This window comes from Ralstonia psammae, from assembly GCF_958405935.1.
GTDB classification, from domain to species: domain Bacteria; phylum Pseudomonadota; class Gammaproteobacteria; order Burkholderiales; family Burkholderiaceae; genus Ralstonia; species Ralstonia psammae.
In genome coordinates, this window is sequence record NZ_CATZBU010000001.1 from 718,237 (window position 1) to 744,593 (window position 26,357).

The following is a 26,357-nucleotide window of genomic DNA, read 5'->3' on the forward strand; positions in this document are numbered from 1 at the left end:
CGATCGGGCTGCGGCGTCCTCAGAGGCCTTCCCAGCGCCACGCCTGCTGCAGGCGATCCCGTACGTAGTCCACAAACACGCGCACGCGCGGCGCCAGGTGCTGGCTGTGCGGATAGATCGCGTGCAGCGGCGCGGCCGACACCGCATGCCCTGGCAGCACCCGCACCAGGCGTCCTGCCAGCAGGTCGTCGCCCACGTCCCAGATGGATTTGACGGCAATGCCCGCCCCCTCGGCCGCCAGCGTATGAGCGGCTTCGCCGTCGTTGGTGACGATGGAAGCGGTCACGCGCACGGTGTGCTCCTCGCCGTCGCCGGTAAAGCGCAGATCGGCGCGGCGCTGGTCACCGATCAGGATGCAGCGATGCCGCACCAGGTCTGACGGATGCATGGGTGCGCCATGCTCGGCCAGGTATGCCGGCGAGGCGCACAACACGCGAAAGTTGGGCGCGAGCGGCCGGGCGATCAGCGTGGAGTCGGTCAGCGCGCCAAATCGGATGGCCATGTCGTAACCGCTGTCGATCAGGTCGACCACGGCGTCGGTCAACTCGAGCTGCACGCTCAGTTGCGGATGCTCGCGCTGAAACGCCGCCACGATGGGCGCGATGCGCCGGCGCCCCAGCTCGCCCGGCGCCGTCACACGCAGCAGGCCGCTCACGGCCTGGCGCCGCTGCATCAGCAGCGACTCGGCCTGTTCGATTTCATCGAGGATGCGCACCACGCGGCTGTGGAACAGCGCCCCTTCTTCGGTCAGCGCCTGGCGCCGCGTGGTGCGCTGGATCAGCCGCACGCCGAGCGCTGCCTCGAGTTGCGTCAGGCGCTTGCTGACCACCGACAGCGGCAGGTCCATCTCGCGCGCCGCGCCCGACAGGCTGCCGGCTGAGACGATACGGGCAAATGAAATGAGCGCGGGCAGGTTGTCGAGCATGGGCTGATTGTTCGCGACCAGGAAAGGATGATTCCTATTGGCAGCGGTATTTCTGCGATTTCGCGAAGGCTAGCATGCCTCGGTCTTTCACGTTCGCGCTTGCACCATGACCCGATTGCCTGATCCCGTACCCGCTACCGACGCCCTGCCCCAGGCGGGCCGCCGCACGTTTCTCACCCGCGCAGGAACCGGCGCGGGCGCCCTGGCCGCCGGCGCCCTGCTGGCCGGCAACGCCACCGCGCAGCCGCAGCGCGACCATGCGCCCGCTTCTGCCGGCGCGCCTGGTGCGGGCCCGTTCTGGCCCGACGGCATCCGCCTCGTCATTTCCATCTCGATGCAGTTCGAGGCCGGCGGACAACCGCCCAAGGGCACCGACAGCCCGTTCCCGAAGATCGACTTTCCGGCCAGCATGCCGTCGGACCCCGCCACCAACACCTGGTTTGCCTACGGCTATCGCGAGGGCATTCCGCGCATGCTCGACCTGTGGGACCGCCACGGCGTGAAGGTGACCTCGCACATGATCGGCGAGGCCGTGCAGCGGCACCCCGAACTCGCGCGCGAGATCGTGGCGCGCGGCCATGAGGCGGCCGGCCACGGCCCGCGCTGGAGCTCGCAATACGCCATGACGCGCGCCCAGGAGCGCGCTTTCCTGAGCGAGTCCGTGACCATGGTCGAGGCCGTCACCGGCCAGCGCCCCGTGGGCTACAACTGCAACTGGCTGCGCCGCGGCCCCAACACGCTGTCGCTGCTGCAGGAGCTGGGCTACCTGTATCACATTGATGACCTGAGCCGCGACGAGCCGTTCATCGAACAGGTCAACGGCCGCGACTTCGTGGTCGTGCCCTACACGCTGCGCAACAACGACATCCTTCTGGTGGAAGGCCGCAACTATTCGCCCTCGGCGTTCCTCGAGCAGATCAAGCTCGACTTCGACCAGCTCTACGAAGAAGCCGGCACACGCCGCCGCATGATGTCGATCAGTGCGCACGACCGTATCAGCGGCACACCGCAGATGGTGCGCGCGTGGGATGCCTTCCTGCGCTATGCCAAGCAGCACCCCGGCGTGGCCTTCCTGCGCAAGGACGAGATTGCCCGCTACACCGCCGCAAGCCCGCTGAGCGTGCGCGAGCAGGAAACCATCTGAAACCGGCCCGGGCGGCGACGCTGCTCGCCGCCCCCGGCTGCGCGCACCACTGCACAACACCATGCCCCATATCGTGATCGAAGCGACCGAGCCGCTGGCACGTCGCCTGGACTTCCCCGCGCTGCTGCGGACCATCCACCGGCGACTCGCCGACAGCGGCAGCGCGCGGCTGATCGACCTCAAGAGCCGCGTGCACATCGCCGGCGCCTTCCTGGCCGGGGACGATGCACATGCGCAGTTCGTCGTCGCCCGCCTGGTGCTGACCAACCCGCGCCCGGCCGACATGCAGCGCGCCATGGCGGCAACCATCCACGACGTGCTGCGCGATGCCGTTGCCGCCAGCGCCGAACCCGGCGGCTGGTGGCAATGCTGCGTGCTGGTCGAAACGCTCGACCGCACGCTGTACCAGAAGACCGACTCGCACGCGCCCGGCTAGACCGCCTTTGCACACCACACACCACACACAACAACAAACACAAACAAGGAGACCGCATGAACCCACACTCGCACGCCGGTGCGCTGGCCCAGCCCGCGCCCGCCGCACCCACCCTGCCCCACACGGCGCAGCACGACCCTGCGCTCGATACCATCTACCGCCGCATTGGCTGGCGGCTCATGCCGATCCTGCTGCTGGCCCAGGTGCTGGCGTACCTTGACCGCGTCAACATCGGCACGGCCAAGCTGCAGATGGCGGCCGACCTGGGCCTAAGTGCCACCGCCTACGGCCTGGGGGCCGGCATCTTCTTCGTCGGCTACTTCTTCTGCGAGGTGCCGAGCAACCTGCTGCTGCACCGCCTGGGCGCCCGCACCTGGATCGCGCGGATCATGGTGTCGTGGGGCCTGCTGTCGGCGGCCATGGGATGGGTGCAAAGCACCACCGGGTTCTACGTGCTGCGCTTCCTGCTGGGCGTGGCCGAAGCGGGCTTCTTTCCCGGCATCGTGCTGTATCTCACGTACTGGTTTCCGGCGCACCGGCGCGGCCGTATGACCACGCTGTTCATGAGTGCCACGGCCGTGGCGGGCATCGTGGGCGGGCCGCTGTCGGGGTGGATCCTTGCGGCATTCGACGGGCAGCTCGGGCACGCAGGCTGGCGCTGGATGTTCGTGCTGGAGGGTCTGCCATCGGCCCTGGTCGGCGTGCTGGTGTTCCTGCTGCTGCCAAGCCGTCCGCGCGAGGTGCGCTGGCTCGGCGCCGATGCGCTCGCACGCCTGGAAGCGGACCTCGCCCAGGCGGCGCCACCGCAGGCGCGCGTGCACCGCGCCGCAGACGTCCTCAACGGCTCGGTCATGCTGTTCGCGCTGATCTATTTCCTGCTGCTGGCGGGCCTGTACGGCGTGAGCTTCTGGCTGCCGAGCGTCATCCGCGCGGACGGCATCGCCAGCACCGTGACGGTCGGCTGGCTGAGTGCCGCGCCCTATGCGGTTGCCATGGTGGCCATGAACGTGGTGGCACGGCAAGCCGACAAGCGCCGCAACTGGGGCACGCTGGTCGGCAGCAGTGCGCTCGTGGCGGGTGTGGCCTTCTGTGTGAGCGCGCTCGCGATGGACCAACTGGTGCCCGCAATGGTCGCGCTCACAATCGCGTCGGCGGGCATCCTGTCAGCGCTGCCGCTGTTCTGGAACCTGCCGACCGCACGTCTTGATGGCGTGGCCGCAGCCGCGGGCATCGGCTTCATCAACGCCATCGGCAACCTCTCGGGTTTCGTCAGCCCGTTCGCCATCGGGTGGTTGACGGACCTGACGCACACCGCGACCGCGGGGGTCGGGCTGCTGGGCGCATCAGCCATGCTCGCCGGGGTGCTGACGCTGGTGTACGGACGCCAGACACGCCGGCCCTGACATCGACTGGGCCGGCGCCAAGACGGCAGGTGTCGGCCGACGGCGGCCTCTGCCGCCGCCCGTTCATGCCGCGTCGATCGGCAACGCGCGAAACACGTCGAGCTGCTCTGCAGCCGCAGAAAACGCCACCAGACGCGGATAGTCCGCCGCCGGCACGCGGTCCGACACCATCAGCTGGATGAAGCCCCATGCCACGGCCACCGTCACGCCGGCCTGCGTGAGCGCACTTGCAGTCACGGGCAACGGCGCGTCCTTCCACTCCGCTTCCAGCGCTTCCACCGCCGCCAGCAATTGGCTGTGTACGCGCTCGACCCATGGCCCGTGCACTTTCTCGGTCGGGCGCAGGTTGTGTTCGTAGACGATCTGCACCGCCTTTTCGCACGCTGCCAGCGCCAGGCCGATCACGCGCAGCGCGTGCTGGCGCTCGGCAATCGGGGCAGGCATCAGGCTGCGTCCGGCCAGCGCCTCGGCGTAGTCGATGATGAGCGTGGAATCCATCAGCACCGTGCTGTCGTCGCACACCAGCGTGGGCGCCTTGACCACCGGGTTGATCTCACGAAACCGGTCGAAATGCCGGAAGACCGACACCGATGCGTGCTCGAAGGGCAGCCCGAGCAGCTTGAGCGAAATGGCGGTGCGACGCACATACGGGGAATCAAGCATACCGATCAACTTCATGGAATCTCCTGGCGGGTGTGGGCGTGTGGTGGGGGAAACCTCGGTGCAAAGCGCAGCGCTGCGCAGGCACGGCAGCACATGATAGATAGCCAGCGCAAAGCGTGCCCGCGCCTCAGGCACGTTTTCTGCGTGCCCGTGCCGGCTTTGAGCCGTCTGATGCCGACAACAGACGGGCGCCCGACTTTCTAGAATGACCGCAACCCGGGTGCTCAACGCTGCCCGGCCAGACAGGAGACCTTATGCCGTTTCTCGCGCATCACCATGGCTGCCTGGGGTGGAACGGTGAGATGGCGCAGCGCGTGCTGGCATTCGATTGGGCTTCCACTGAACTGGGACCAATCATGGACTGGCCACCCAGCCTGTGTGCCGCCGTGCAAATGGTGCTGGCATGCCCGGTGCCGCTAGTCATGCTGTGGGGCCGCCAGGGCTACATGATCTACAACGATGCCTACGCCGGGTTTGCCGGCGGGCGTCACCCTTACCTGCTGGGTTGCCCGGTTGAACTCGGCTGGCCCGAAGTGGCCGACTTCAACCGCCACGTCATGGATGTCTGCCTGGGTGGCGGCACGCTGTCGTACCGCGACAAGGAACTCGTCCTGCTGCGCAACGGCCGCCCCGAAAACGTCTGGATGGATCTCTACTACAGCCCGCTGCCCGACGACAACGGCAGCCCGGCGGGCGTGCTGGCCATCGTGGTGGAAACCACCGAGCGCGTGCAGACCGAGCGCGAACGGCAGGCCGCCGAACAGGCCCTGCGCCAGTTGACCGAAACGCTGGAGCAACGCGTGGCCGATGCGCTGTCTGCCCGCGCCGAAGTGGAAGCGCAATTGCGCCAGGCCCAGAAAATGGAAGCCATCGGCAACCTGACCGGCGGCGTCGCACACGACTTCAACAACGTGCTCCAGGTGATTGCCGGCAACCTGCAGATGCTCTCGGTGGAGGCGCCGGGCAACACGCGCGTGCAGCACCGGATTGCCGCCGCCACGCGCGCCGTGCAACGCGGTGCCACGCTGGCCGCGCAATTGCTGGCCTTTGCGCGCCGCCAGCAGCTCTCGCCGGCGGTCGTCAACCCGACACGATTGGTCCAGGGCATGAGCGAGATGCTGCACCGCGCGCTGGGCGAAGCCATCAAGGTGCAAACGCACCTGGCCGGCGGCTTGTGGCACGTGCAAGCTGACCGCAACCAGCTCGAGAATGCGTTGCTGAACCTCGCCATCAACGCACGCGATGCCATGCGGGGCGGCGGCGTGCTGACCATCGCCGCCAACAACGTCACGCTCGACAACACGCAGGCGCAGGGGAGCGATCAGCCTGCCCCCGGCGACTACCTCGTCTTCTCTGTCACCGACACCGGCGTGGGCATGCCGCCCGAAGTGGTCGAACACGCCTTCGAGCCCTTCTTCACCACCAAGCCCGACGGCCACGGCACGGGCCTGGGGCTGAGCATGGTGTTCGGCTTCGTCAAGCAGAGCGGCGGGCATATCGCCATCGACAGCGCGGTCGGTCAGGGCACCACGGTGCAGCTCTACTTCCCACGCTGCACAGAGGCGGCCCCGGACGATGCCGTGGACCTTCGCGATACCATCGTCACGCCCATGGGCGGGCGCGAGACCATCCTCGTGGTGGAAGACGATACCGACGTGCGCCTGACCGCCGTCGACATGCTGACCCAGCTCGGTTACCGCGTGCTCACGGCGGCCAACGGCGAAGCCGCGCTGGAATGCATGAACAGCGGCGCGCCCATCGATCTGCTGTTTACCGACGTGATCATGCCCGGCCCCATCAAGGGCGGCGAACTGTCGATACGCGCCGCGCAACGCGTACCGCCGCTGCCGGTGCTGCTCGTCTCGGGCTATACGCGCGACGAGGTGCAGTACGACGGCAGGCTGCCGCCCGGCGTGACGCTGCTCGGCAAGCCCTACCGCCGTGATGACCTGGCGCGCATGGTGCGCAAGGTGCTCAGCACCAGCCGCGCAGCACAGGCACAGGCACAAGCACAGGCGGTGCAATCGGCATCCCCATCGGTGGGCCATGCCGTGGCAGCCGACGCGTCACAAGCGCCGACGGTGCTGCTGGTGGAAGACGACACCGCCTCGCGCGAAGCCATGCAAGAGGTGCTCGCCACCTTCGGCCTGCAATGCGTGGCCGCCGCCAATGCCGAAGACGCCCTTGCACTGGCTCGCACGCGCCTCGTTCAGGTGCTGCTGACCGACCTTACCCTGCCCGGCCAATCCGGCGCGGACCTCGCCCGCACGCTGTTGCGCCTGCAGCCGCAAGTGGGCGTGCTGCTGATGTCCGGCTACGGCGCGGAAGCCGAGATTGGCGAGCCCATTGCCGGCGCACGCCTGCTCGCCAAGCCAATCGACCTGATGACGCTGCAGCGGGCGCTGGTGCCGTGGCTCAGTGCCCCTGTGCGTGCGGCCAGCACGCAGCATGTGACGAACGCCGCATAATCGCCGCACCTTGTCACAAACGCTCGCACCTGCCCGTCTAGGGAGCATCATCCCTAGACGCCCCCCTGCCATGACCCAGCCCAGCCCCGATCGCACCGATCGCACCGATCGCGAGGACACGGCCTTCACCGCCGCCCGGCCCCGCCTCTTTACGATTGCCTACCGCATGCTCGGCAGCCGCGCTGACGCAGAAGACGTGCTGCAGGACGCCTGGATGCGCTGGCACCAGACCGACCAGAGCGCGCTGCAGTCAGCGGAGGCATGGCTCGTGACCGTCGTCACGCGCCTCTCCATCGACCGCCTGCGCGCCGCCAAGACCGAGCGCGAAGCCTACGTCGGCTGGTGGCTGCCCGAGCCGCTCGTCGAGCCGGAGTCCACCACCCCCACGCCCGAAACCGCCGTGGAACTGGCAGGCGACTTGTCGATGGCCCTGCTGTGGGTGCTCGAACGCCTGTCGCCCGAAGAGCGCGCGGCGTTTCTGATGCGTCAGGTGTTCGACCAGGACTACTCGGAGATCGCCGCACTGCTGGGCAAGACCGAAGCCGCGTGCCGGCAGATAGTGCACCGCGCATCCGACCGCGTGCAGCAGGAGCGCCCGCGCTTCGATGTCGCGCCCGATGCGCATCGGGCGTTGCTCGAGCGCTTTGCCGAAGCCTCACGCACCGGCCAGCGCGATGCCATCCGCGCGCTGCTGGCAGATGATGTGCAACTGGTGGGCGACGGCGGCGGCAAGGTGCCCTCGTTCATGCGCATCATTCAAGACGCCGGCCAGATCACCAAGATCTACTGCGAACTGGTGCGCGCCATGGGCGACGTCCGCTACGTACACGCCCGCGTGAATGGCGAGCCCGGCCTGCTGCGCTACGTGGACGGCAAGCTGGAGTCGGCCCAGTCGTTCGTCATCGAAAACAGCCGCATCGTCGCCATTTATGTGGTGCGCAATCCGGACAAGCTGGCGCACATCGGCATCGACGCATAAAAGCAGCAGAACGTTTTCGGCCGGGCTGTCACAACCCGGCCGCGCGGCGCGTCTTAAGGGCATGGAGCAAGGCGAGGCAAGGCACAAACCTGACGCCTGCCGCTGCTCCTGGTCACCAAGCCACCCCCTCTAGGAGCCGCTCATGTCGCAAGCCCCCCGCGTTGCCTACTTCCAACTCGCACCGAAGGCCTTCAACAACCTGCTGAACCTGTCGAATGGCCTGCGCCGCGACTTGCTGGGCGCCAAGCTGGTCGACCTCGTTCTGCTGCGCGTGTCGCAAATCAACGGTTGCGCCTTTTGCATCGACATGCACTGGAGCGACCTCATCAAGATGGGTGAAGACCCGCGCCACCTGAACGCCGTGGCCGGCTGGCGCGAAGCGCCGTTCTTTACCGAGCGCGAGCGCGCCGCCCTGCGCTGGGCGGAACTGGTCACCAACACCCCGCACAGCGATGCCAGCGACGAAGAATTCGCCAAGCTGCGCGAGCACTTCAGCGATGAGGAGATCGCCGAGCTGAGCTTTGTGATCGTCACCATCAACAGCTGGAACCTGCTGAACGTGAGCCTGCGCAACCCGGTGCCGCTGAAGGCGCCCTATGTTGCAGCGGCTTAACAGAGACGGCGCCGATACGACGATCGCTGTACAGCAGCGCCTGCGCGCAGGGGTAGGCGCTGCACCTACAGGCCTACCCCTGCAGGAAGCGCACCATCAGCACTTCATCTGCGTAGCCCGTGGTCGATTTGAGCGCGCGCGGCTCAACGCCGTAGGTTTCAAACCCGCAACGCTCGTACAGCGCCAGCGCCGCATCGTTGCCGTGCACCACCGACAGCGTGAGCTGCTGCACCACCCCACTTGCGGCCGCCACGATGCGCTCGACCAGCGCCGCCCCCACGCCCCGCCCGCGCGCGGCGGGCGCCACGTAAAAGCCCCACACGAAACCCTTGTGCGCAAGCTTGGGCATCGTCTGCTGCTTGAAGCCGACCATGCCGATGATGCTTACGCCGCCGGTGCCCTCATAGGCGCCCAGCACAATCGTGGTGGCCAACCGCTCGGCAAATGCCTCCATCGAGAGCCCCGCTTCGGCCTCGTAGGTTGAACCGAATGCGTCGGGGGAATCCTTGAGCGCTGCCAGTCGAATGGCGCGATAGTCAGCCACATCGGCCGCATTGGCAGAAGACAGCCGGCGGATCACCACGGCGTTGTTGTTGTTCGGGTTGGCATTGGACATGGCTGACAGCGCGTATAGGCGGGGAGCAGGCAAACGTCGTCAGTATCGCGCCAATCACATGCGCTGGCCCCAACAGTGCCGCCTCCGTCCATGAAGCCGAGGGCTTTGTCCGTCAATTGGCCTATGTCGGTGTGGGCGGGGGTACCTATGCTTCCGGAAACGCGAGTCAACAAACCGCGACAACCAGAACGGGGGGAGCCATGGCCGAGCTTGTCATTGCCCAAGCGCAACGCAGCAACAGCGCACACGCACAACCAACACCGGCACCGATCCCACCCGACACCGCACGACACACGCGCGGCATGCACGGCGCCGCGCTGGTGATGGCCGCCGCGCTGTCGCTGGGGCTCACCGCCTGCGGTGGCGGTGAAGATGGAGGTACCACGCCCCCACCGACGAGCAACAACACGCCCGCGCCCACACCGTCGCCAACACCAACACCAACGCCGGCACCCGCGCCCGCCCCCGCCCCCGCGACCTACTCCGTAGGCGGCACTGTGAGCGGCCTGGCCACGGGCAAGTCCGTCACGCTGCTGGACAACGGCGGCGACGCTGTCGTCGTCAGCGCCAACGGCAGCTTCCACTTTCCGACCAAGCTCGCGCAGGGCAAGCCCTATGCGGCCACGGTGGGCACGCGGCCCTCGGGTGAGAACTGCACCGTGACCAACGGCAGCGGCATCGTGGGCACAAGCAACGTGACCACCATTGCAGTGGCCTGCGCGCCACGGCCCCTGTTCGGCTATGCGGTCAACTCCATCGACGGCACCATCTCTGCCTTCACGCTGGACCTGACCACGGGCATGCCCACGGCCATCGGCGCATCGGTGGCGGTGGGGCAAGGGCCGCTGTCGCTGACCATCGACCCGGCAGGCAAGTACGTCTACGTAGCCAACGCCAACGACAACACCGTCACCACGCTTTCCATCAATGCCGATACCGGTCTGCTCACGGTGGTGGGCAAGGCCACGGCCACGGGCATGCAGCCTTACAGCATTGCACGCACGCCCAACGGCAAGTTTGCCTACACGGCCAACTATGGTGACAACACGCTTTCGGCGTTCTCGGTCAATGCGGGCACCGGTGCACTCACCGCGCTCGCGCCCATCACCGCCGGGGCCAACCCCTACACCGTCACCATCAACAGCGCAGGCACCTTTGCCTATGTGGTGAACGCCAACAGCGGCGCCACGCCGGGCACGGCCATGGCCTTCGCCGTCAACAACACCACCGGTGCGCTCACGCAGGTGGGCACCGCGGTCAACACGGGCAACACGCCGCAGTTCATCGCGGTCAACGCGGCAGGCACCTACGCTTACGTGACCAACGCCGCAGACAACACCATCAACGTCTTCAGCATCAGCAACACGGGTGTGCTCACCGCATCGGGCACACCGGTGGCGGCGGGCACCAACCCGTACTACATTGCGATCGCACCGTCGGGCGGCTTCATGTATGTGACCAACGTGCTGGCCAACACCGTGAGCGTCTTCAGCATCAACTCCGCCAATGGCGCGCTCACGCTGGTCGACACCACACCCACCGGCAACGCCCCCGTGACCGTGCTCGTCAACCCCGCCGGTACCTTCGCCTACGTGGTCAACGCCGTGGACAACAGCGTCAGCGCCTACAGCATCAACAGCACCACCGGCAAGCTGACCGCCGTAGCCAGCGGATCAGCCGCCACCGGCAACATCCCGCGCGGGATGGCGATTGTGGCGGTGCCTTGAAACGCTTGCCGGTTCAGGCGCCTGTTCGGAGCCCCCTGCGCACGCACGGGGCTCCGTTTTGCTTCTCGTTGCGGGCGCATGTGACGGCCCGCGCTGGGCTCACACATCAATCGCCGAGGTGGACTTCACCTTGCGGCGCAGTTCGTATTTCTGGATCTTGCCCGTCGACGTCTTGGGCAGCGGCCCGAAGAACACCGCCTTGGGCACCTTGAAGCCGGCCAGCAATGTCTTGCAGTGGGCGATCAGGTCTTCCGCAGTGGCGGTGGCGCCGTCCTTGAGTTCAACGAAGGCGCACGGTGTTTCGCCCCACTTGGCATCGGGCTGGGCGACCACGGCGGCGGCCAGCACGGCGGGGTGGCGATACAGCGCGTCTTCCACCTCCACGCTGGAGATGTTCTCGCCGCCGGAGATGATGATGTCCTTGCTGCGGTCCTTGATCTTGATGTAGCCGTCGGGCATGCAGACGCCCAGGTCGCCGGTGTGGAACCAGCCGCCGGCAAAGGCCTCGCGCGTGGCCTTCTCGTTCTTGAGGTAGCCCTTCATGCAGATGTTGCCGCGGAACATGATCTCGCCGATGGTCTCGCCATCGGCCGGCACGGGCAGCATCTTTTCCGGGTCCAGCACCGCCACCTGCGATTGCAGGTGATAGCGCACGCCCTGGCGTGCCTTCATCGTCGCGCGGTCGTGCTCGGGCAGCACACGCCATTCGTCCTGCTCGGCACAGACGGCTGCGGGGCCATACACCTCGGTCAGGCCGTAGACGTGCGTCAGCTCAAAACCCATGGCTTCCATCTGCGCCAGCACGGCGGCCGGCGGCGGCGCGCCCGCCACCATGCCGCGCACCGGCCCGCGCAGGCCCTCGCGCCACGACGGCGGCGCGTTCACCAGCGCGGTGTGCACGATGGGCGCGGCGCAGTAGTGCGTCACGCCCTCATCGCGCATGAGGTCGAACACCAGCTTCGGTTCGAACTTGCGCAGGCAGACGTTTACGCCCGCGCGCGCCGCGATCGTCCACGGGAAGCACCAGCCGTTGCAGTGGAACATCGGCAGCGTCCAGAGGTAGACCGGATGCTTGGGCAGATCCCACTCCAGGATGTTCGACACCGCATTGATGGTCGCGCCGCGATGGTGGTAGACCACGCCCTTCGGGTCGCCCGTGGTGCCCGAGGTGTAGTTCAGCGCAATCGCATCCCACTCGTCGGCCGGCATCTGCCAGGCGTAGTCCGGGTCGCCCGAGGCCAGGAAGGATTCGTAATCGGTATCGCCAAACGGCTCGGCCTGCGGGCCCAGGGCATCGTTGACGGCAATCACTTTCAGGCCGGGAATTTCCAGCGCCATCTGGCGGGCCACGTCGGCAAACTCGGTATCGGCCAGCAGCACGCGGGCCTCGCCATGACGCAGCATGAAGACGAGGTTGGCGGCATCCAGGCGGATGTTCAGCGCGTTGAGCACACCGCCCGCCATCGGCACCCCGAAATGTGCTTCAACCATGGCGGGCGTGTTGGGCAGCAACGCCGCCACTGTGTCGCCACGGCCCACGCCGGCCAGCGACAGCGCACTGGCCAGGCGCCGCGCGCGCAGGTAGGTATCTCGCCAGTTCTGGCGCACCGGCCCATGCACGATGGCCAGGCGGTCGCCATAAACATCGGCCGCGCGGGCAAGAAACTCGATGGGTGTAAGCGGGACGAAGTTGGCCGCGTTGCGGGCCAGACCGCTATCAAAATCCGTTGGCATTGCTGTGTCTCCATGCGCCGGGCGCTGTTGCTTTTTGTTGGTCAACGCTATCATCTGCCGGCTCCCGCACTCTGTCACCCGGATGACAAACCGCCCGGAAACCCACGCCATACCAAGGCTGACGGGTTTCTTACAAAGCGAAGGCAGAGCCACACGCGCCCCCGCCACCTTTGACCGTGTGCCCCCGCCTGCCATGACGACACCCCGTGCTCCGACGCCCGCCACGCAACTCGAAGGCCATGCGTGGTTCACTGCGCTGGCGCCTGAACACCAGGCCCTGGCCGCGCGAGAAACCCTGCTACAGGCATTCGAGCCCGGCGCATTCATTGCCCGCCGCGGCGAGCCGTCTCGCTACTGGATCGGCGTCGACACCGGACTCATCAAGCTGGCCGTGTACACCTCCGACGGGCGCGGCTGCACGTTCTCCGGCGTGCCAGCGGGCGGCTGGTGCGGCGAGGGCAGCGTCATCAAGCGCGAGGACCGCCGCTACGACGTGATCGCCATTCGCGCCTCGCACGTGCTGCTGGTGCCCGAACCCGTGTTCAATACGCTGCTCGCACAGAGCCTGCCGTTTGCCAGCTTTGTGGTGCGCCAGCTCAACGAACGCATGGGTCAGTTCATTGCCACCGTGCAGAACGACCGCCTGCTGAGCGCCGATGCGCGCGTGGCGCAAGCGATTGCGCAGTTGTTCCACCCTGCCCTGTACCCGCGCACGAGCGCTGTGCTGGAGCTGTCGCAGGAAGAAATCGGGCTGCTGACGGGGCTGTCGCGCCAGCGCGTGAACCGCGCGCTGCAACGGCTGGCCGAAGACGGAATGATCACGCAGTCATACCAGACCATTCGCGTGACCGACCTCGAGCGGCTGCGGCTCTTCGGTCTGTCAGAGCTGTAAGGGCCGCGCTGGCATTTGTCACCCGAGCGACATTGCCCCGTTGCGCGCAGACATAGAATCCTGCGACAGTCGCGCTTCATCCGCCGCCTCATCGGTCCACCATGCCACTCATCAGCCGTGCCCACGTCCGACTCTCGCGCCTGCGCTTTCCGTTTGCGGTACGCGTGCAGGCCGAGCAGGGCAGCGCATGCCTGCGCGATGCCAACGGCAGGCGCGAAGTGCGCCCGGGCAACCCGTTCGTGGTGCCCGCCTTCGCGCATTTCGGTTGCGAGATTCCGGGCACCGTGTGGCAGCCGTGCGCCATCACATTCAAGGCGGTGCCTGACGCCGGCTGCCCGCGCATGGCCGCCATCCAGCATGACAAGCCGTGGGCCCGTTCGCTGGCCACGCTGGTGTTCGAACACCCGGCGCAGGCCTGGAACGCCACCCTGCTCAGCGAATGCTGGCAGGCCTGCCCGCGCCAGGTGCGTGCGCGGCTGTTTGCAGAAGGGGAAGCACTGCATGCGCTGGTGCGCGAGCAACGCGCCGCCTGGGCGCTGTACCGGCTGGCGCAGACGTGCGGCCACGCCGAGCCCGAGGCCGAAGCGCTGCACGCGCTGGCCAGGCGGGCCGGCCTGCGCAACGTGCGCACGCTGAACGAAACGTGCGCGAGCCAGTTTGGGGTGGAGCTTGGCGCCCTGGTGGCCGACACCGCGGATGCGGTGGGCGGTGCGCAGCACGGCGGCGCGCCCGCGCTGGCGCACTGGGCGCAGCCGCTGGCGCTTGCGGTTTAGGCGTCGGCCGCAGCCGACGCATCAATCCACAATCACCCCGCGCCGCACTCCCGCACGCGGCAACGGGCTCGGTTCTCCAAGGATGTCGAGCACGGCGTCTTCGATCGTGTTGGACAGCGCATTGAGCGCGAGGTCGTTGTCTTCGGTGCCGAAGGGGTCTTCGAGCTGCGAGGCGATGGCCTCGTGCGCCATGAAGGTGTATGCGACGAACACCGCAAACACGGGTGTGAAGCTGCCGATGCTTTCTACCAGCCCGAAGGGCAGTGCCGCGCAGAAGAAGTACACCGTGCGGTGGATCATGACCGAGTACGCAAACGGCAGCGGCGTGCCGGCAATGCGCTCGCACCCGCCGATGCTGTTCGACAGCTCGTTCAGGTTGCGGTCGAACGCCAGCGCGGCATAGGCATCCACGGCACCGGCTTGCGTGCGACGCTGCACCCATTCACCCAGCCACTGCACGATGACGATGGGCCGGTAGCGCGCGGCCATCACGCGCTCGACCAGCGGCGCGGGCAGGCGGGCTGCCAGGTCTTCGCGCGCATCGGTGTGGCGCAACTGGTGGCGCAGCGCATGCGGCAGCGCACCCAGCACCTGCGCGAACTCGCGCACGTCGGCATCCGCCACGCCACCGTTCGCGCCATCGCCACGCGGCAGCGTGAGTGCCTGACGCGTGAGCGAACGCGCCGTGTTGAGCAACTGGCCCCAGAGCTTGCGCGCCTCCCAGTAGCGGTCGTAGCTCGCGTTGTTGCGAAAGCCCAGGAACACCGCCAGCGCAATGCCGACGAGCGAGAACGGCGTCGTGCTCAAGTTGACCGAGATGGGCAACAGATGCGCATGCACCGCGATGGCCACCAACGACACGCAGAAGATCAGGAACAGGCGCGGCAGAAGCTGCGGCAGCACCGAACCGCGCCATGCGAGCAGCATGCGGAACCAGTGCAGATGGGGGCGGACAACCATGGGGAGGGTGAAGCGGGAGCTTGGAGTGCTGCGATTATCGCAGAGCACCCCGGGCGCCTGACACCCGTCTTGGGGTGCATGTACGGCTGGTGCGGCAGGTGTGGCTCGGTGCCGGGCGGCGCTGCGTCATGCTGGAGAGGCGCGCGCCAGCATCACGGCACATGCATTGCCGGCACGCGGGACCTTGCCCCGCCGTGGCCGCAATGATTTTATGGGTCAATGGCCTTCAAATAATACCCACGGGCTCAAACGCCGGAAAAAAGCGCAGCACATTAACCATCAAAAACGCAAATCGGCGCAAAGCGAACGCACTCGCTTTACGCCAACCTATGCGGAACCCCTTTTTTTGGGATTCCGCATGATCAAACCCGCAGAAAATCAGTTGGTCGCGGTGTAGGCGCCCTTGGTCCAGCTGCTGCCGTCCCAGCACCACTCGGTGGTATTGCTGCCGCTGGTTGCATACACGCGGATATGGACAGTGCTGCCGACCAGCCAGCTGGTGGCAGAAACGTTATCGCCGGGCTCGCTGAAAGCGCCCGTGTACCACCCCTTCCCGTCATAGCAACGCTCGGTGATCTTGCCACCATTGGCCGTGTACACACGGATCGACGGTACTGTCCCCCACGACGTGGCAGCAGTCTGAACGTTCGACATGTTTTATCTCCAGAATGTGATTTCAATATCCATCAAGAAAATGCAGCGCGATTTTCGCGGCATTTACTACGGCCCGAATTCAGGGCTTCGGTAGCATAAGCAAATAAAATTCCGGCCGCTGCTGAGAGATAAGAACAACAGATGGAGACGCCACTTAAAATCCGACCCACACCAAAATCACAAACATAATGCTGCCAGGAGAACCCTCAAAATAACCCAAAGGAGTGCTTTTCGTCGGCACGAATACCACATATGCAGGACCATAAAAATAACTAAACCCAACGATATGCAAACGATGGCACGCCTGCTGCGGTAACGAGGCAGGTGCACGCTCCCCCGCCCCTGGCATCAATGCCCCGGAGGGACGGGGCCTGCCCACGCGCCCGCAGGATGGTCGGATTGTGCTGGAGCACCGTCACGAGGTTGCGTACCCGCTGCTGCGCATTGTCGCCAGGGGACTCCGCTGCCCGCAGATGGCGACGGCACCGCCAAAGACCTGGAACCGTCAACACCTGGCATGACCACTTCGAGCAGCTGGCAGCGAGGGAACGTGCGGTGTTGCGGCGATAGGCAAGCGGCAAGATCCCCGGCACCCAACCATCGCCAGACAAGCGAACCCACACCCACCATCCACATCCTCAAAAAACGTTGAGAGTTGACGCGGTGGCCCCGCACTTGGAATATCGCAGGCGAATTGCCGCCCATTGGATGCCCATGCAAAACACCCGTCGCCCCCGACTGCTCCGACGCTGGCTTTGTGCCGTGTTGCTGACCTGCGCCGCCGGCGCCACAGCAGCGGCAGCGCCGGAGGTGAAACCGTTCGTACACCCAGGCCTGCTGCATACCGAACAGGATTTCTTGCGGATGCGCCATGCCGTGGCGCAGGGCACGCAGCCGTGGCAAGACGGCTGGCAACGGCTCGCTGCCAACCCGCATGCCTCGCTCAAATGGAATCCGCGCCCACTGGCCGTCGTCTATCGTGGGCGCAACCCCGAGCACGCCGAGAACTACGCCGTGCTATTCAACGACGCAGCCGCAGCGTATGCACTGGCGCTGCGCTGGAAGGTCTCGGGTGACGACGCCTATGCGCAGAAAGCCATCGACATCCTGAACGCGTGGTCATCCACGCTCACGCGCATTGACGGCAGCTCGGACAAGTTCCTCGCGTCGGGCATCTACGGTTACGAGCTGGCGAATGCTGCCGAGATCCTGCGGGCCGTGCCGCAATGGCAGCCGGAAGATTTCCGGCGCTTCCAGGCCATGATGCTCAATGTGTTCTATCCCATGAACCACGACTTCCTGACCCGGCACAACGGCGCCAGGATCGACCACTACTGGGCCAACTGGGACTTGGCCAACATGAGCGCAATGCTGGCCATCGGCGTGCTGACCGACCGCCGCGACATCTATGCCGAAGCCGTGGACTACTTCAAGCACGGGCAAGGGAATGGCGCCATCGATCACGTGGTCTGGCAGCTCTATCCCGATGGGCTCGGCCAGGTGCAGGAGAGCGGGCGCGACCAGGGGCACACCATGCTCGACATCGCGCTGCTGGGTGTGTTTTGCCAGATGGCGTGGAACCAGGGCGACGACCTCTTCGGCTATGACGACAGCCGCGTGCTCAAAGGCGCCGAATATGCCGCCCGCTACAACCTCGGACAGGACGTGCCGTACACGCCGTACCGCAACAGCGACGTGACGCAGCCCGAGATTTCTGCCGGCAGCCGCGGCGACGTGCGCCCCATCTGGGCGCTGCTCTACAACCACTACGTGGTGCTGAAGAAGCGGCACGCCCCTGGGGTGACCGCGTTTGCGCAGCGGGTGCAACCCGAAGGCGGCGGCGGAGACTACGGCCCGAACAGCGGCGGCTTCGACCAGCTCGGCTACGGCACGCTGGCATATACGCTCAAGCCGCTCGCAGCAGCGGGCCAACGCTGACACCGACACTGACGGCACCCGTTCGGCAGCGGGTGTGCAGGGCCGTCACAACACTTACTGCACCGCGCCAATGAACGCCGCCAGCTCCGCCGTCTTGGGGCTGGCAAACACCTCCTTGGCCGGCCCGCTCTCATGGATCAACCCCTGGTGCATGAAGACGAGCTGATCGCCCACATCACGCGCGAAGCGCATCTCGTGCGTGACCATGATCAGCGTCATGCCTTCGGCGGCGAGTTGCTTCACCACGGCCAGGACCTCGTTCACCAGCTCCGGGTCCAGCGCGGAGGTGATCTCGTCGCACAGCAGCACCTTCGGCTGCATGGCAAGCGCCCGGGCAATGGCCACGCGCTGCTGCTGGCCGCCGCTGAGCTGGTCGGGGTAAGCGTCGAACTTTTCGGCCAGCCCGACCTTGGCCATCATCTGGCGCGCAAGGTCATTGGCGTCTGACTTCTTCATGCCCTTGACCACCACCGGCGACAGCGCCACGTTCTCGCCCGCCGTCAGGTGCGGAAACAGGTTGAACTGCTGGAACACCATGCCCACGTTCAGGCGCAGCGCGCGCAACTGCGCGGGCGTGGCCTGCGAGCCCTTGAGCACGGCGTTGTCGACAACGATCTGGCCGTCATCAATGGCTTCCAGCCCGTTGATGGACCGCAGCAGCGTGCTCTTGCCCGAGCCGCTGCGCCCGATGATGGCGACCACCTGGCCGCTTTCAACGCGCAGGTCCACGCCCTTGAGAACATGGTTGTTGCCGTAATGCTTGTGTACGGCGCAGAGATCAACGAGCGGCATAGAGCTTCTTTTCCAGATGAGAGGCGTAAAGAGACAGCGGCCAGCACAGCGCGAAGTACGCAATGGCGACCAGCCCGTAGATGAGGAACGGCTGGAAGGTGGCATTGGCCAGCACCGAACCCAGCTTGGACAGATCTTCAAACCCGATGATGGACGCCACCGCCGTGCCTTTGACGATCTGCACGGAGAACCCCACGGTGGGCGCAATCGACAGCCGCACGGCCTGCGGCAGCACCACGTGCCGCATCTGCTGGAAGTAGCCCATCGCCAGGCTGGAAGACGCCTCCCACTGCCCGCGCGGAATGGCCTCCACGCAGCCGCGCCACACCTCGGCCAGATAGGCGCTGGTGTACAGCGTCAGGCCGATGGCGGCAGCCGTCCAGGGCGACATCTCAAACCCCGCCATGGACGCACCAAAGAACACGATGAACATCTGCATGAGCAGCGGCGTGTTCTGAAACAGTTGGATGTAAGCCTTGCTCACGCGCTGCAGTGTGGCGTTGCGCCCCACGCGGGCAAACAGCACAACGAGGCCAGCCGTGCCGCCCAGCGCAAAGGCCATGAGCGACAGCATGAGCGTGGCGAGCAGCCCTTCCCCCAGCTTGAGGAGAATGGGCAACAGAGGGATGTCGGCAATCATGCTGCGTTTCCAGTGGAGGCGGCTGCGTTGGTGGTGGCGAGCGGTGCTGCGGGCGCCACCGGCGCGCGACGGCCCACGACAAAGCGCTGCCCGATCCAGGCCAGCAACTGACGCAGCAACAGCGCCAGCGCAAAGTACATCGCTGTCACCACCAGGTAGGTTTCAAACGCGCGGAAGTTGCGCGACTGGATGAAGTTGGCGGCAAAGGTCAGATCCTGCGCGGCAATCTGCGAGACGACCGACGTGCCCAGCATCACGATCACGATCTGGCTGCTCAGCGCCGGCCACACCTTCTGCAGGGCCGGGCGCAGCACCACATGCCGGAAGATGGCCCAGCGGCTCATCGCCAGCGCGTTTGCGGCTTCCAACTGGCCACGCGGTGTTTCTTGAATGCCCGCACGCACGATCTCTGTGATGTAAGCGCCCAGGTTGACCACCGCCGTGAGCAACGCCGCCTGCCATTCGTTGATCTGCACACCCAGCGAGGGCAAGCCGAAGAACACGAACATCAACTGCACCAGGAACGGCGTATTGCGAATGCCTTCCACATACACCTTGAACAGCGCGTTGAACGGGGCAATGCGCCAGGCGCGGCACACGCCCCCGGCAATGCCGATGGCGCCACCAAGCACCGCGCCCGCCGCCGTGAGCGCGAGCGTGAATGCCGCGCCCTGCGCGAGCTGGCCGCTGTAACTGAAGACAGCGCCAAAGTCGAATTGATAAGCCATGGAGGTCATCCGTGGCCCGGCAAACCACCGCGGGCGCCGGGCCTGTGTTGCGAAGGCGTGCGCGGTGCTTACATCTTTGCCGGCAGCGGCATCTTGATCCAGCGCTGCGACAGATCGTTCAGGCGGCCATCCGTCTTCAGCTTGGTGATGACGGTATTCACCTTGTCGAGCAGCGCGGGCTCGCCCTTGGCCACGCCCACATAGCAGGGCGTGTCTTCCACGGGGAACTTCAGGTCGAGCTGGCGCAGCTTCGTGCGCTCGTTCACCGCATTGGCCACGATGTTGCCCACCGTCACCAGCTGCACCTGACCGATCAGGTAGCTCTGCGCGGTGGCGTTGTTGTCTTCATAGCGCTTGATGGTGGCCGACGCCGGCGCAACGGCCGAGAGCGCCAGGTCTTCGGTCGAACCGCGCGTCACGCCAATCGTCTTGCCGGCCAGATCTGCCGGTGCCTTGATCGACACATCCTTCGGGCCGTACACGCTCTTGGGAAACGGCGCATACGCCTGCGTAAAGTCGATCACCTTGGCGCGCTCGGCGTTCTTACCCAGGCTGGAGATGACGACATCCACCTTGCCCGTGGTGAGGAACGGAATGCGGTTGGTGCTGGTGACTGGCACAAGCTCCGCCTTGACGCCGAGTTCCTTGGCGACGAGGTTGGCCATGTCGATGTCATAGCCCTGCAGCTTCAGATCCGGGCCCAGCGAGCCGAACGGCGGAAAGTCATTCGGGATCGCCACGCGAATCACGCCGGCTTTCTGGATGTTGGCCAGCGCGTCGGCATGGGCCGGGCGGCCCGGCAACAACGCGACAACCGCGCTGGCCGCCATGACGGCGTGGAGGAAGACGCGGCGCGAGGTGTGGCGCAGGGTCTGGCGGGCGGTGGGGCTGACGGTGATGCGGGTCATTCAAGAACTCCTTGGGATTCAGCAGTGGAGACGAGGCGAAAGGAAACCGGTTCGTGTTGCATGGGTTCGGGCGCGGTGGGCGCGGCGCTCAGGTCGATGCCGCTGCGGCGCGCGGCCGACAAGAGATGGGCGCGCATGGCCTCTGCGCTGGCGGCGGCATCGCCTGCGGCAATGGCCTGCACGATGGCGTCGTGCTCGTGCGCGGGGTGGTCGTCTGCGCCGTTGCGGGCAAAGGGCAGGCGCAGGCTGTGGCCAATCGCGTGCTCCAACTGGCCCGCCATGGCCGCCAGCCCGGGGTTGCCCGACATCTGCGCCAGCAGAAGGTGGAAGTGCAGATCCGCCTCCGCCGCGCTCAGCAAATCATTGCGCTCCAGCGCATGGGCCAACTGCTGCTGCAGCCACTGCAGGTGGCGCAGGCCGGCGGCATGCATGCGCGCGGCGGCCAGCGCCGTCCAACCGGGCTCCAGCACCAGGCGTAGCTCAATCAACTGACGTGGCGACAGCGTGCCCAGCGCCGGCGTGGCAAACGGGCGATGCAAGCGCTCGGCGCTCGCCTGCGGGCCGCGCACCACCACGCCCCGGCTGGGCAGGATGTCTACGAGGCCCAGCGTCTCCAGCACCGTCAGCGCTTCGCGCAACGACGCGCGGCTCACGCCCAGGCTTTCCGCCAGCTCACGCTGCGGCGGCAGGCGGCTGCCACTGGGGTAATCGCCGCACAGGATGCGTTGCTGGAGTGCTTGCGCGACGGAGGATGGAATGCTGTGCATGGGCCGACATTGGGGAAAGACACGGTCGTGGTCTGACCGGTCGCCCACGGCTTATGCGAGTTTTGTGCCATGCAGCATGGCGTGGCGTTTTAGGCGGTACTATGGGGGGTTGGTTGCCTGGGCCATGCCCTGGCGCGAGGCGTGGGCTGTGGGCTGGGGGCGTCGGTGGCTTGGACTTGGTGCGCAGCGCACCGGTTTGGAACATGCAGCCGATTGGGGGAAGCGCGCCCCCGCCTTGCCATGCACCAGCGGCAGAGCGCCAACCCTATCGTGCGTCACCAGAAGCGGGACGGCGATAGGCGAGATAGACAACTTGGGGCCCAGCCAATGTGGGACACGCCGCGGTACCCCACGCAGGTTGGCCCTGCCCGGCCGTGCTTACCCTGGGGGTGCGCCTAAACGATGGACGGATCGCGCTGCACCGCGGCGATCAGGTTGCGAACCAACTGCAGCGCGTTGTCGCCGGCAGCCTCTGCGGCCTGGCGCACTGCCGGGTGCAACTGGCCGGCGGGCACGGAGGCCAGGTCGCGCACGAGGTTGATGACGTGCAAGCGGTGCGGCCCTGCTTCGCCCGACAGGTCGTGATGGTCGTCAAAGCCCGTGAGCATGTTGGCCGCGCGGCCCAGCGTTTCTGCGCTGATGGGCAGCGGTGCGGCATCCGCAGGGGCCGGCCTGGCGTTGACGGGCGCCGGCCTGCGCGGCGAATACACCGGCGGGTGACCCGTGAGCACGCCCACCAGGTTGCGGATCAGCTGCTGCGGGTCGCCGCCGGCCTGCTCGGCCGCGTTGCGCACGGCCGGGTGCAGCCGGTTGGCCGGCACTGCCGCAATGTCCTGCACGTGGTCGATCACGTAGAGCGTGTGCGGGCCGGCTTCTGCGGCCATGTCCACATCGTCCAGGCCGTTGAGCATGTTGACGGCGTCAGACAGCATGTCTGCACTCACGCGCAGCGGTGCGGGGTTGGCGCGCAGCAGGTCTGCAATGGCGCGGCCCGTGTGCAGGGCCAGCATCATCGTGCTGAGCACCGTCATGGATGCGGCGCCGACGTAGGCGTGTACATCGTTGCGCTGCTGGGCGCGGTAAGCGTTGTAGTTGCCCAGCGCCACGCCGCCCAGGCCGCCGGTGAACAACGGGTGTTCCAGCGCGTATTGCCCCAAGGCCGCCCCCGCGCGCACCCCAGCGCGTGCCGCAGGGCCGCCCGCCGCTGCCAGGGCCTGCCCGGCGCCGCGCACGCGGTCCAGCGTGGCAGCCATGCGGCCGCGCCGCGGCTCGGCCACGGCGGTGTCGGCTGCCGGCGTGCGCGGGGCATTGGCGCGGGGCGCGGGCAGATCGGCCAACGCGGCATCACGGCCGCGCACGGGGCGCTGGCGCAGGTTGGCATCGGCGCGCGGGGCCGTGTTGCTGGTGGATGCCTCGCCCGTTGAAGGCGCGGGCACCGCCGAAGAACTTGCACCGTCAACACGTGGCATGGCGACTCCTGAGCAGAAAGGAAACAGGCGGGTCCGGCGAAACCGGACACCCGCGGAGCCTGCATTGTTGCGGCTGCGCGGCGCATGCCGGGCTGCCCTGGGCGAAGCCATGGCCGCGTGGGCGAACCTTGGAGGGTGCAGCAAGCGGTGCGTGGTGGCTGGCGCGGCAACAAGGCCGCAGCCGGTGGCGGCTAACCGAATCGTGCCGTGCGGTGACGCGGCGACTGTTGTAGGTGGCCGCGTCACCCCAAGAAGGAAAGTGTGATCTTGTTGTGCAGCTTCGCCGACGGTCTATCTCTCCGGGGCGGGCGGGTCGAATTCCTGGAGTTCCAAAACGATCGGTCGATACCGGGAAAAGACCCAAAGACCAAATGAGCAACCGGCCCAGACAATGGCCGTGAACATTGTCGCTACAAATACGCCCACGAACGGACTGGCTATCAATGCCGTGACGCCGTAGAGCGGCCTGCCATTCCACATCACGCCGCCAATACCGAACAGCGACAGGACCCCGACCAGCAAACTGAACGGCACGATGGACAGGTACAAGCCAATCGCAATGAGCTTGAGCATTGAGCCGGCGCTGATTCTCTTGACCTTGATATCACGGTACATCTGCTTCCCCATGCGCTGGACTTAGTATTGGTACGTGACTTGGAAGCCCGTCGTGATGTTGGCTGTAGCGAAGCCAGCCGGCTTGTAGATCGGCGTACCCGCAAACAGGTCATACGAGAGCGAGCCGAAGCGCGTCGCCCACCCACCACGCAACCCAATCACCGCGCCAGCGAGTTGCCGACCAACGATGTTGGCGGTCGATGGGCCATAGACGTGACCGTAGTCGACGCCGCCATAGAGCGACAGGCCCGTGTTCCCGATGGGCGCTTGCAACTCGTTGCGCCAGTAAAATCCGTAGTCCCCCGCAAGCAGGTTCTCCCCGTCAAAGCCACGCACCGTGTAGCGGCTGCCGATCGTCATGGCATCGAGCGAATACAGGTGGTCGCGCGTGTATTGGCCTCGGAAGGTGGTGACGTAGCGCAGGTTCTGCGATGCGATCTTGAAGGGCACGGACAGGTTCGCATCGGCCACTACCATGTGATAGCGCCAGGTCGGCCCACCGCCATCCGAGAGCGTGTCGTCCTGGGCGCCAAGCGCACCGATGCCTTGGCGGTACGCCAGGTTGGCATCGAGCTGCGCCGCGCCGAAGTAATGGCGGTCTGTGAGCCCTACCTCGGCGATCGTGTTGTTGCGCCTCTGCTGGGGAATCTCCGTGTCTTCGATGAAGCTTTTGCCGAAGCGCCGGGACAGACGGAACTGCACGCCAAGCACATCGTTCTGGCTGCGCTCGATGACGCGCTGCAGCTTGAGGTCGATGGTCTGCGACTTGCCGGCGGACACGAAGGTTTGGTTCACGCCCGCGATCTGTTGGAAGTAGTCACTTGCGTAGGCGGACAGCGTGCCAGTCCAGTACCCCCACGGCACCGAATAGAACGCATTCCAGCCCCGCGTGCCGTGCCCATCGTTGCTGTAGTCCAGGTCTTTGGTGTACCCGACGTTGAAGAGGTCGTTCAGGCCCGTGGGGTTGTCGATCGACAGGCTCACGTTGCCCTGCACCTTGCCCGTGGCGCGCGTGCCGGAGTTGTCGACGGAGGCGACCACACTCCACGGCTTGGTGCGCTTGACCGTTATCACCACATCGCTCACGCCGGGCGCTTGCGTCGGTTCGATCTGCATGTCGACGTCCTGGCTGGCCACGCGCTTCATCTGCTCCAGGCCTTGCTCCAGGTCGCGCAGGTTCAGCAGGTCACCGGAGCGCGCGGGAAATGCCGACTTCCACGTGCCGCGCAGGCTCGGATCGGCAAAGCGCAGTTGGCCAATGGTGCCGGGGATAAGCGCAAAGCGTAGCGTGCCGGCAGAGAGGTCTTGCTGCGGTACAAGTACGCGCGTGGTGACGTAACCGCGCGCGAGGATGGCTTGGGAGACGCCCTTGGAAAGCAGTTGCACGCCTTGCTTGCCGACGCACTGGCCACGGTAGTGGTCGAGCCAGGCGCGGGCGAAGGCGAACGGGTCCTGTGGCAACGCAGATGCGCCGTGTGCGCGTACCGCTTCCGGCAGGTCTGACGACGCCTCTAGTGCAAAGCGCTCGATGCGGAAGCATGGCGTCTCGGAGGGCAGTGCAGGAAACTCAACGGGCTCGGCTTGCTGCGCACGAACGGTGGGCGCCTGCAGCGCTTGTTCGCGTTCGCGGGTTTCCTGCTGTTGGCGCAGGCGTTGTTCCTGCTCGGCGTTGGCAGTGGCCGCCGATTGGCCGGGGCTCGATTGTGCGAAGAGACTGCCTGGAAGCGACGACAAAAGCAGAGCAATGGAGCCAAGCGCAACGTATGCGATCTTCTTGTTGTTCTTCACTCAGATGTACCCAAGCGGTTACGTTGTTGGGGGCCGGTGCGAAGAAGCGCTACAAGACCACTGCCTGCGAGTACGAGCATCAACGCCGAAACGATATTGAACTGTGCCCACACACCCAGCATGCTGAAAAGCGCCTCCGCTGCCAGCACGACCACGGCAATACGCCAGACAACCACGGAGCAGGTGTTGAGCTGGCTGGCAAGCGTTACGGCGCCCGCTGTAACGAGCAGGTTCTGCAAGCCGGGAATCACGAAGGTAACGATGCGATAGGCTGCTGGATTGCCGGTGCCAACGGGCAACACACCCAAGCCAAAAATCGCTGCGATTAGCTGGAAGCAGCCTTGAATACAAATGATGACGGCAAGGATGTAGAGCGTGACTTGTGGCAGGACATAGGGGTCCTTGATCCACGACTCGGATACGCTCTGAGCATCATTGGGAACGTTGTGCATAGGGTGGAATTCGTTCACTTTTCATTACGCCAGCATCGGGCCTGACTCTGCAAATTTCATGTCGATCTATTTAAAAATCCAGGCATAAAAAACGGCAGAAAAAACAATAACGACAAACGCGATGTACATCACTCTCTGCGATGTCGACATGCTCTGATATTGTTCTTTTGTTGGCCCCCGAAGTGAAGGCATACCAAATACTCCACTCTGTGAAATTCAAAAAAATCTACTTTTTATCAAGAAAAAAGCAATAAACAAAAGACCCAGGAAAAC

General features: G+C 65.8%; 25 protein-coding genes. 10 read left to right on the forward strand and 15 right to left on the reverse strand.

Annotated features, from left to right (window positions below):
* Positions 1 to 19 precede the first annotated feature (19 nt).
* A complete protein-coding gene (locus tag R2N16_RS03470; RefSeq protein ID WP_316664171.1) occupies positions 20 to 925 on the reverse strand; it encodes a LysR family transcriptional regulator in 906 nt (301 codons plus the stop codon).
* 106 nt (positions 926 to 1,031) lie between these two features.
* Here R2N16_RS03470 and R2N16_RS03475 point away from each other — a divergent pair, with 106 nt between their 5' ends.
* The 3 genes from R2N16_RS03475 to R2N16_RS03485 all read left to right on the forward strand — a co-directional run bounded on the left by R2N16_RS03475 (position 1,032) and on the right by R2N16_RS03485 (position 3,908).
* A complete protein-coding gene (locus R2N16_RS03475) occupies positions 1,032 to 2,069 on the forward strand; it encodes a polysaccharide deacetylase family protein (RefSeq protein WP_316664172.1) in 1,038 nt (345 codons plus the stop codon).
* A 61-nt stretch (positions 2,070 to 2,130) separates the two neighbouring features.
* Entirely contained in the window at positions 2,131 to 2,505 is a 375-nt protein-coding gene (locus R2N16_RS03480) for a 5-carboxymethyl-2-hydroxymuconate Delta-isomerase (protein ID WP_316664173.1), read from the forward strand.
* Positions 2,506 to 2,561: 56 nt separating this feature from the next.
* Entirely contained in the window at positions 2,562 to 3,908 is a 1,347-nt protein-coding gene (locus tag R2N16_RS03485) for an MFS transporter (RefSeq protein WP_316664174.1), read from the forward strand.
* A 63-nt stretch (positions 3,909 to 3,971) separates the two neighbouring features.
* Here the strand turns inward: R2N16_RS03485 and R2N16_RS03490 are convergent, their stop codons facing one another.
* Positions 3,972 to 4,586, reverse strand: coding sequence for a glutathione S-transferase (locus R2N16_RS03490; protein WP_316664175.1), 615 nt, complete (start codon positions 4,584 to 4,586; stop codon positions 3,972 to 3,974).
* Positions 4,587 to 4,825: 239 nt separating this feature from the next.
* Between R2N16_RS03490 and R2N16_RS03495 the strand changes: the two genes are divergently transcribed.
* The 3 genes from R2N16_RS03495 (at position 4,826) to R2N16_RS03505 (ending at position 8,631) form a co-directional block, all read left to right on the forward strand.
* The gene (locus R2N16_RS03495) at positions 4,826 to 7,039 is read left to right on the forward strand and encodes a response regulator (protein WP_316664176.1); all 2,214 of its coding nucleotides are present in this window, start codon (positions 4,826 to 4,828) and stop codon (positions 7,037 to 7,039) included.
* Positions 7,040 to 7,109: 70 nt separating this feature from the next.
* The gene (locus R2N16_RS03500; RefSeq protein ID WP_316664177.1) at positions 7,110 to 8,018 is read left to right on the forward strand and encodes an RNA polymerase sigma-70 factor; all 909 of its coding nucleotides are present in this window, start codon (positions 7,110 to 7,112) and stop codon (positions 8,016 to 8,018) included.
* Positions 8,019 to 8,160: 142 nt separating this feature from the next.
* Positions 8,161 to 8,631 carry a carboxymuconolactone decarboxylase family protein gene (locus tag R2N16_RS03505; RefSeq protein ID WP_316664178.1) on the forward strand — a complete coding sequence of 157 codons (471 nt, stop codon included), beginning with the start codon at positions 8,161 to 8,163 and terminating at the stop codon, positions 8,629 to 8,631.
* Positions 8,632 to 8,704: 73 nt separating this feature from the next.
* Here R2N16_RS03505 and R2N16_RS03510 read toward each other — a convergent pair whose 3' ends face one another.
* Positions 8,705 to 9,247: a GNAT family N-acetyltransferase gene (locus R2N16_RS03510; RefSeq protein WP_316664179.1), complete on the reverse strand. Its 543-nt coding sequence runs from the start codon at positions 9,245 to 9,247 to the stop codon at positions 8,705 to 8,707.
* A 200-nt stretch (positions 9,248 to 9,447) separates the two neighbouring features.
* On the opposite strand from R2N16_RS03510, the gene R2N16_RS03515 reads away from it, so the two are divergent.
* Positions 9,448 to 10,974, forward strand: a complete 1,527-nt coding sequence (locus R2N16_RS03515) for a lactonase family protein (protein ID WP_316664180.1) — start codon at positions 9,448 to 9,450, stop codon at positions 10,972 to 10,974.
* A 99-nt stretch (positions 10,975 to 11,073) separates the two neighbouring features.
* Here R2N16_RS03515 and R2N16_RS03520 read toward each other — a convergent pair whose 3' ends face one another.
* Positions 11,074 to 12,708: an acyl-CoA synthetase gene (locus R2N16_RS03520; protein WP_316664181.1), complete on the reverse strand. Its 1,635-nt coding sequence runs from the start codon at positions 12,706 to 12,708 to the stop codon at positions 11,074 to 11,076.
* A gap of 193 nt (positions 12,709 to 12,901) precedes the next feature.
* On the opposite strand from R2N16_RS03520, the gene R2N16_RS03525 reads away from it, so the two are divergent.
* Together R2N16_RS03525 and R2N16_RS03530 are read left to right on the forward strand one after the other, a co-directional pair.
* Complete coding sequence (locus R2N16_RS03525) at positions 12,902 to 13,600, forward strand: Crp/Fnr family transcriptional regulator (RefSeq protein WP_316664182.1); 699 nt, start codon at positions 12,902 to 12,904, stop codon at positions 13,598 to 13,600.
* A gap of 101 nt (positions 13,601 to 13,701) precedes the next feature.
* Positions 13,702 to 14,373 carry an AraC family transcriptional regulator gene (locus tag R2N16_RS03530; RefSeq protein WP_316664183.1) on the forward strand — a complete coding sequence of 224 codons (672 nt, stop codon included), beginning with the start codon at positions 13,702 to 13,704 and terminating at the stop codon, positions 14,371 to 14,373.
* Between the two features lie 21 nt (positions 14,374 to 14,394).
* On the opposite strand, the gene R2N16_RS03535 is transcribed toward R2N16_RS03530, so the two are convergent.
* Complete coding sequence (locus R2N16_RS03535; RefSeq protein WP_316664184.1) at positions 14,395 to 15,333, reverse strand: bestrophin family protein; 939 nt, start codon at positions 15,331 to 15,333, stop codon at positions 14,395 to 14,397.
* 378 nt (positions 15,334 to 15,711) lie between these two features.
* Positions 15,712 to 15,987, reverse strand: coding sequence for a fucose-binding lectin (locus R2N16_RS03540; RefSeq protein WP_316664185.1), 276 nt, complete (start codon positions 15,985 to 15,987; stop codon positions 15,712 to 15,714).
* A 714-nt stretch (positions 15,988 to 16,701) separates the two neighbouring features.
* On the opposite strand from R2N16_RS03540, the gene R2N16_RS03545 reads away from it, so the two are divergent.
* Positions 16,702 to 17,925 (forward strand): alginate lyase family protein, encoded by a 1,224-nt coding sequence (locus R2N16_RS03545; RefSeq protein ID WP_316664186.1) that lies wholly within the window; start codon positions 16,702 to 16,704, stop codon positions 17,923 to 17,925.
* A gap of 54 nt (positions 17,926 to 17,979) precedes the next feature.
* On the opposite strand, the gene R2N16_RS03550 is transcribed toward R2N16_RS03545, so the two are convergent.
* The 9 genes from R2N16_RS03550 to R2N16_RS03590 all read right to left on the reverse strand — a co-directional run bounded on the left by R2N16_RS03550 (position 17,980) and on the right by R2N16_RS03590 (position 26,102).
* Positions 17,980 to 18,717 carry an amino acid ABC transporter ATP-binding protein gene (locus tag R2N16_RS03550; RefSeq protein WP_316664187.1) on the reverse strand — a complete coding sequence of 246 codons (738 nt, stop codon included), beginning with the start codon at positions 18,715 to 18,717 and terminating at the stop codon, positions 17,980 to 17,982.
* A complete protein-coding gene (locus tag R2N16_RS03555) occupies positions 18,704 to 19,357 on the reverse strand; it encodes an amino acid ABC transporter permease (protein ID WP_316664188.1) in 654 nt (217 codons plus the stop codon). The genes R2N16_RS03550 and R2N16_RS03555 overlap by 14 nt, the downstream gene beginning before the upstream one ends.
* Positions 19,354 to 20,085 carry an amino acid ABC transporter permease gene (locus R2N16_RS03560; RefSeq protein ID WP_316664189.1) on the reverse strand — a complete coding sequence of 244 codons (732 nt, stop codon included), beginning with the start codon at positions 20,083 to 20,085 and terminating at the stop codon, positions 19,354 to 19,356. The genes R2N16_RS03555 and R2N16_RS03560 overlap by 4 nt, the downstream gene beginning before the upstream one ends.
* Before the next feature lie 68 nt (positions 20,086 to 20,153).
* Entirely contained in the window at positions 20,154 to 20,993 is an 840-nt protein-coding gene (locus tag R2N16_RS03565; protein WP_316664190.1) for a transporter substrate-binding domain-containing protein, read from the reverse strand.
* Positions 20,990 to 21,760 carry a FadR/GntR family transcriptional regulator gene (locus R2N16_RS03570; RefSeq protein ID WP_316664191.1) on the reverse strand — a complete coding sequence of 257 codons (771 nt, stop codon included), beginning with the start codon at positions 21,758 to 21,760 and terminating at the stop codon, positions 20,990 to 20,992. Before R2N16_RS03570 ends, R2N16_RS03565 begins: the two co-directional genes overlap by 4 nt.
* A gap of 395 nt (positions 21,761 to 22,155) precedes the next feature.
* Positions 22,156 to 23,229 (reverse strand): hypothetical protein, encoded by a 1,074-nt coding sequence (locus R2N16_RS03575; RefSeq protein ID WP_316664192.1) that lies wholly within the window; start codon positions 23,227 to 23,229, stop codon positions 22,156 to 22,158.
* 291 nt (positions 23,230 to 23,520) lie between these two features.
* Complete coding sequence (locus tag R2N16_RS03580; protein ID WP_316664193.1) at positions 23,521 to 23,844, reverse strand: hypothetical protein; 324 nt, start codon at positions 23,842 to 23,844, stop codon at positions 23,521 to 23,523.
* 21 nt (positions 23,845 to 23,865) lie between these two features.
* Positions 23,866 to 25,632, reverse strand: coding sequence for a ShlB/FhaC/HecB family hemolysin secretion/activation protein (locus tag R2N16_RS03585; RefSeq protein ID WP_316664194.1), 1,767 nt, complete (start codon positions 25,630 to 25,632; stop codon positions 23,866 to 23,868).
* Positions 25,629 to 26,102 (reverse strand): hypothetical protein, encoded by a 474-nt coding sequence (locus R2N16_RS03590; protein ID WP_316664195.1) that lies wholly within the window; start codon positions 26,100 to 26,102, stop codon positions 25,629 to 25,631. Before R2N16_RS03590 ends, R2N16_RS03585 begins: the two co-directional genes overlap by 4 nt.
* Between the last annotated feature and the right edge of the window lie 255 nt (positions 26,103 to 26,357).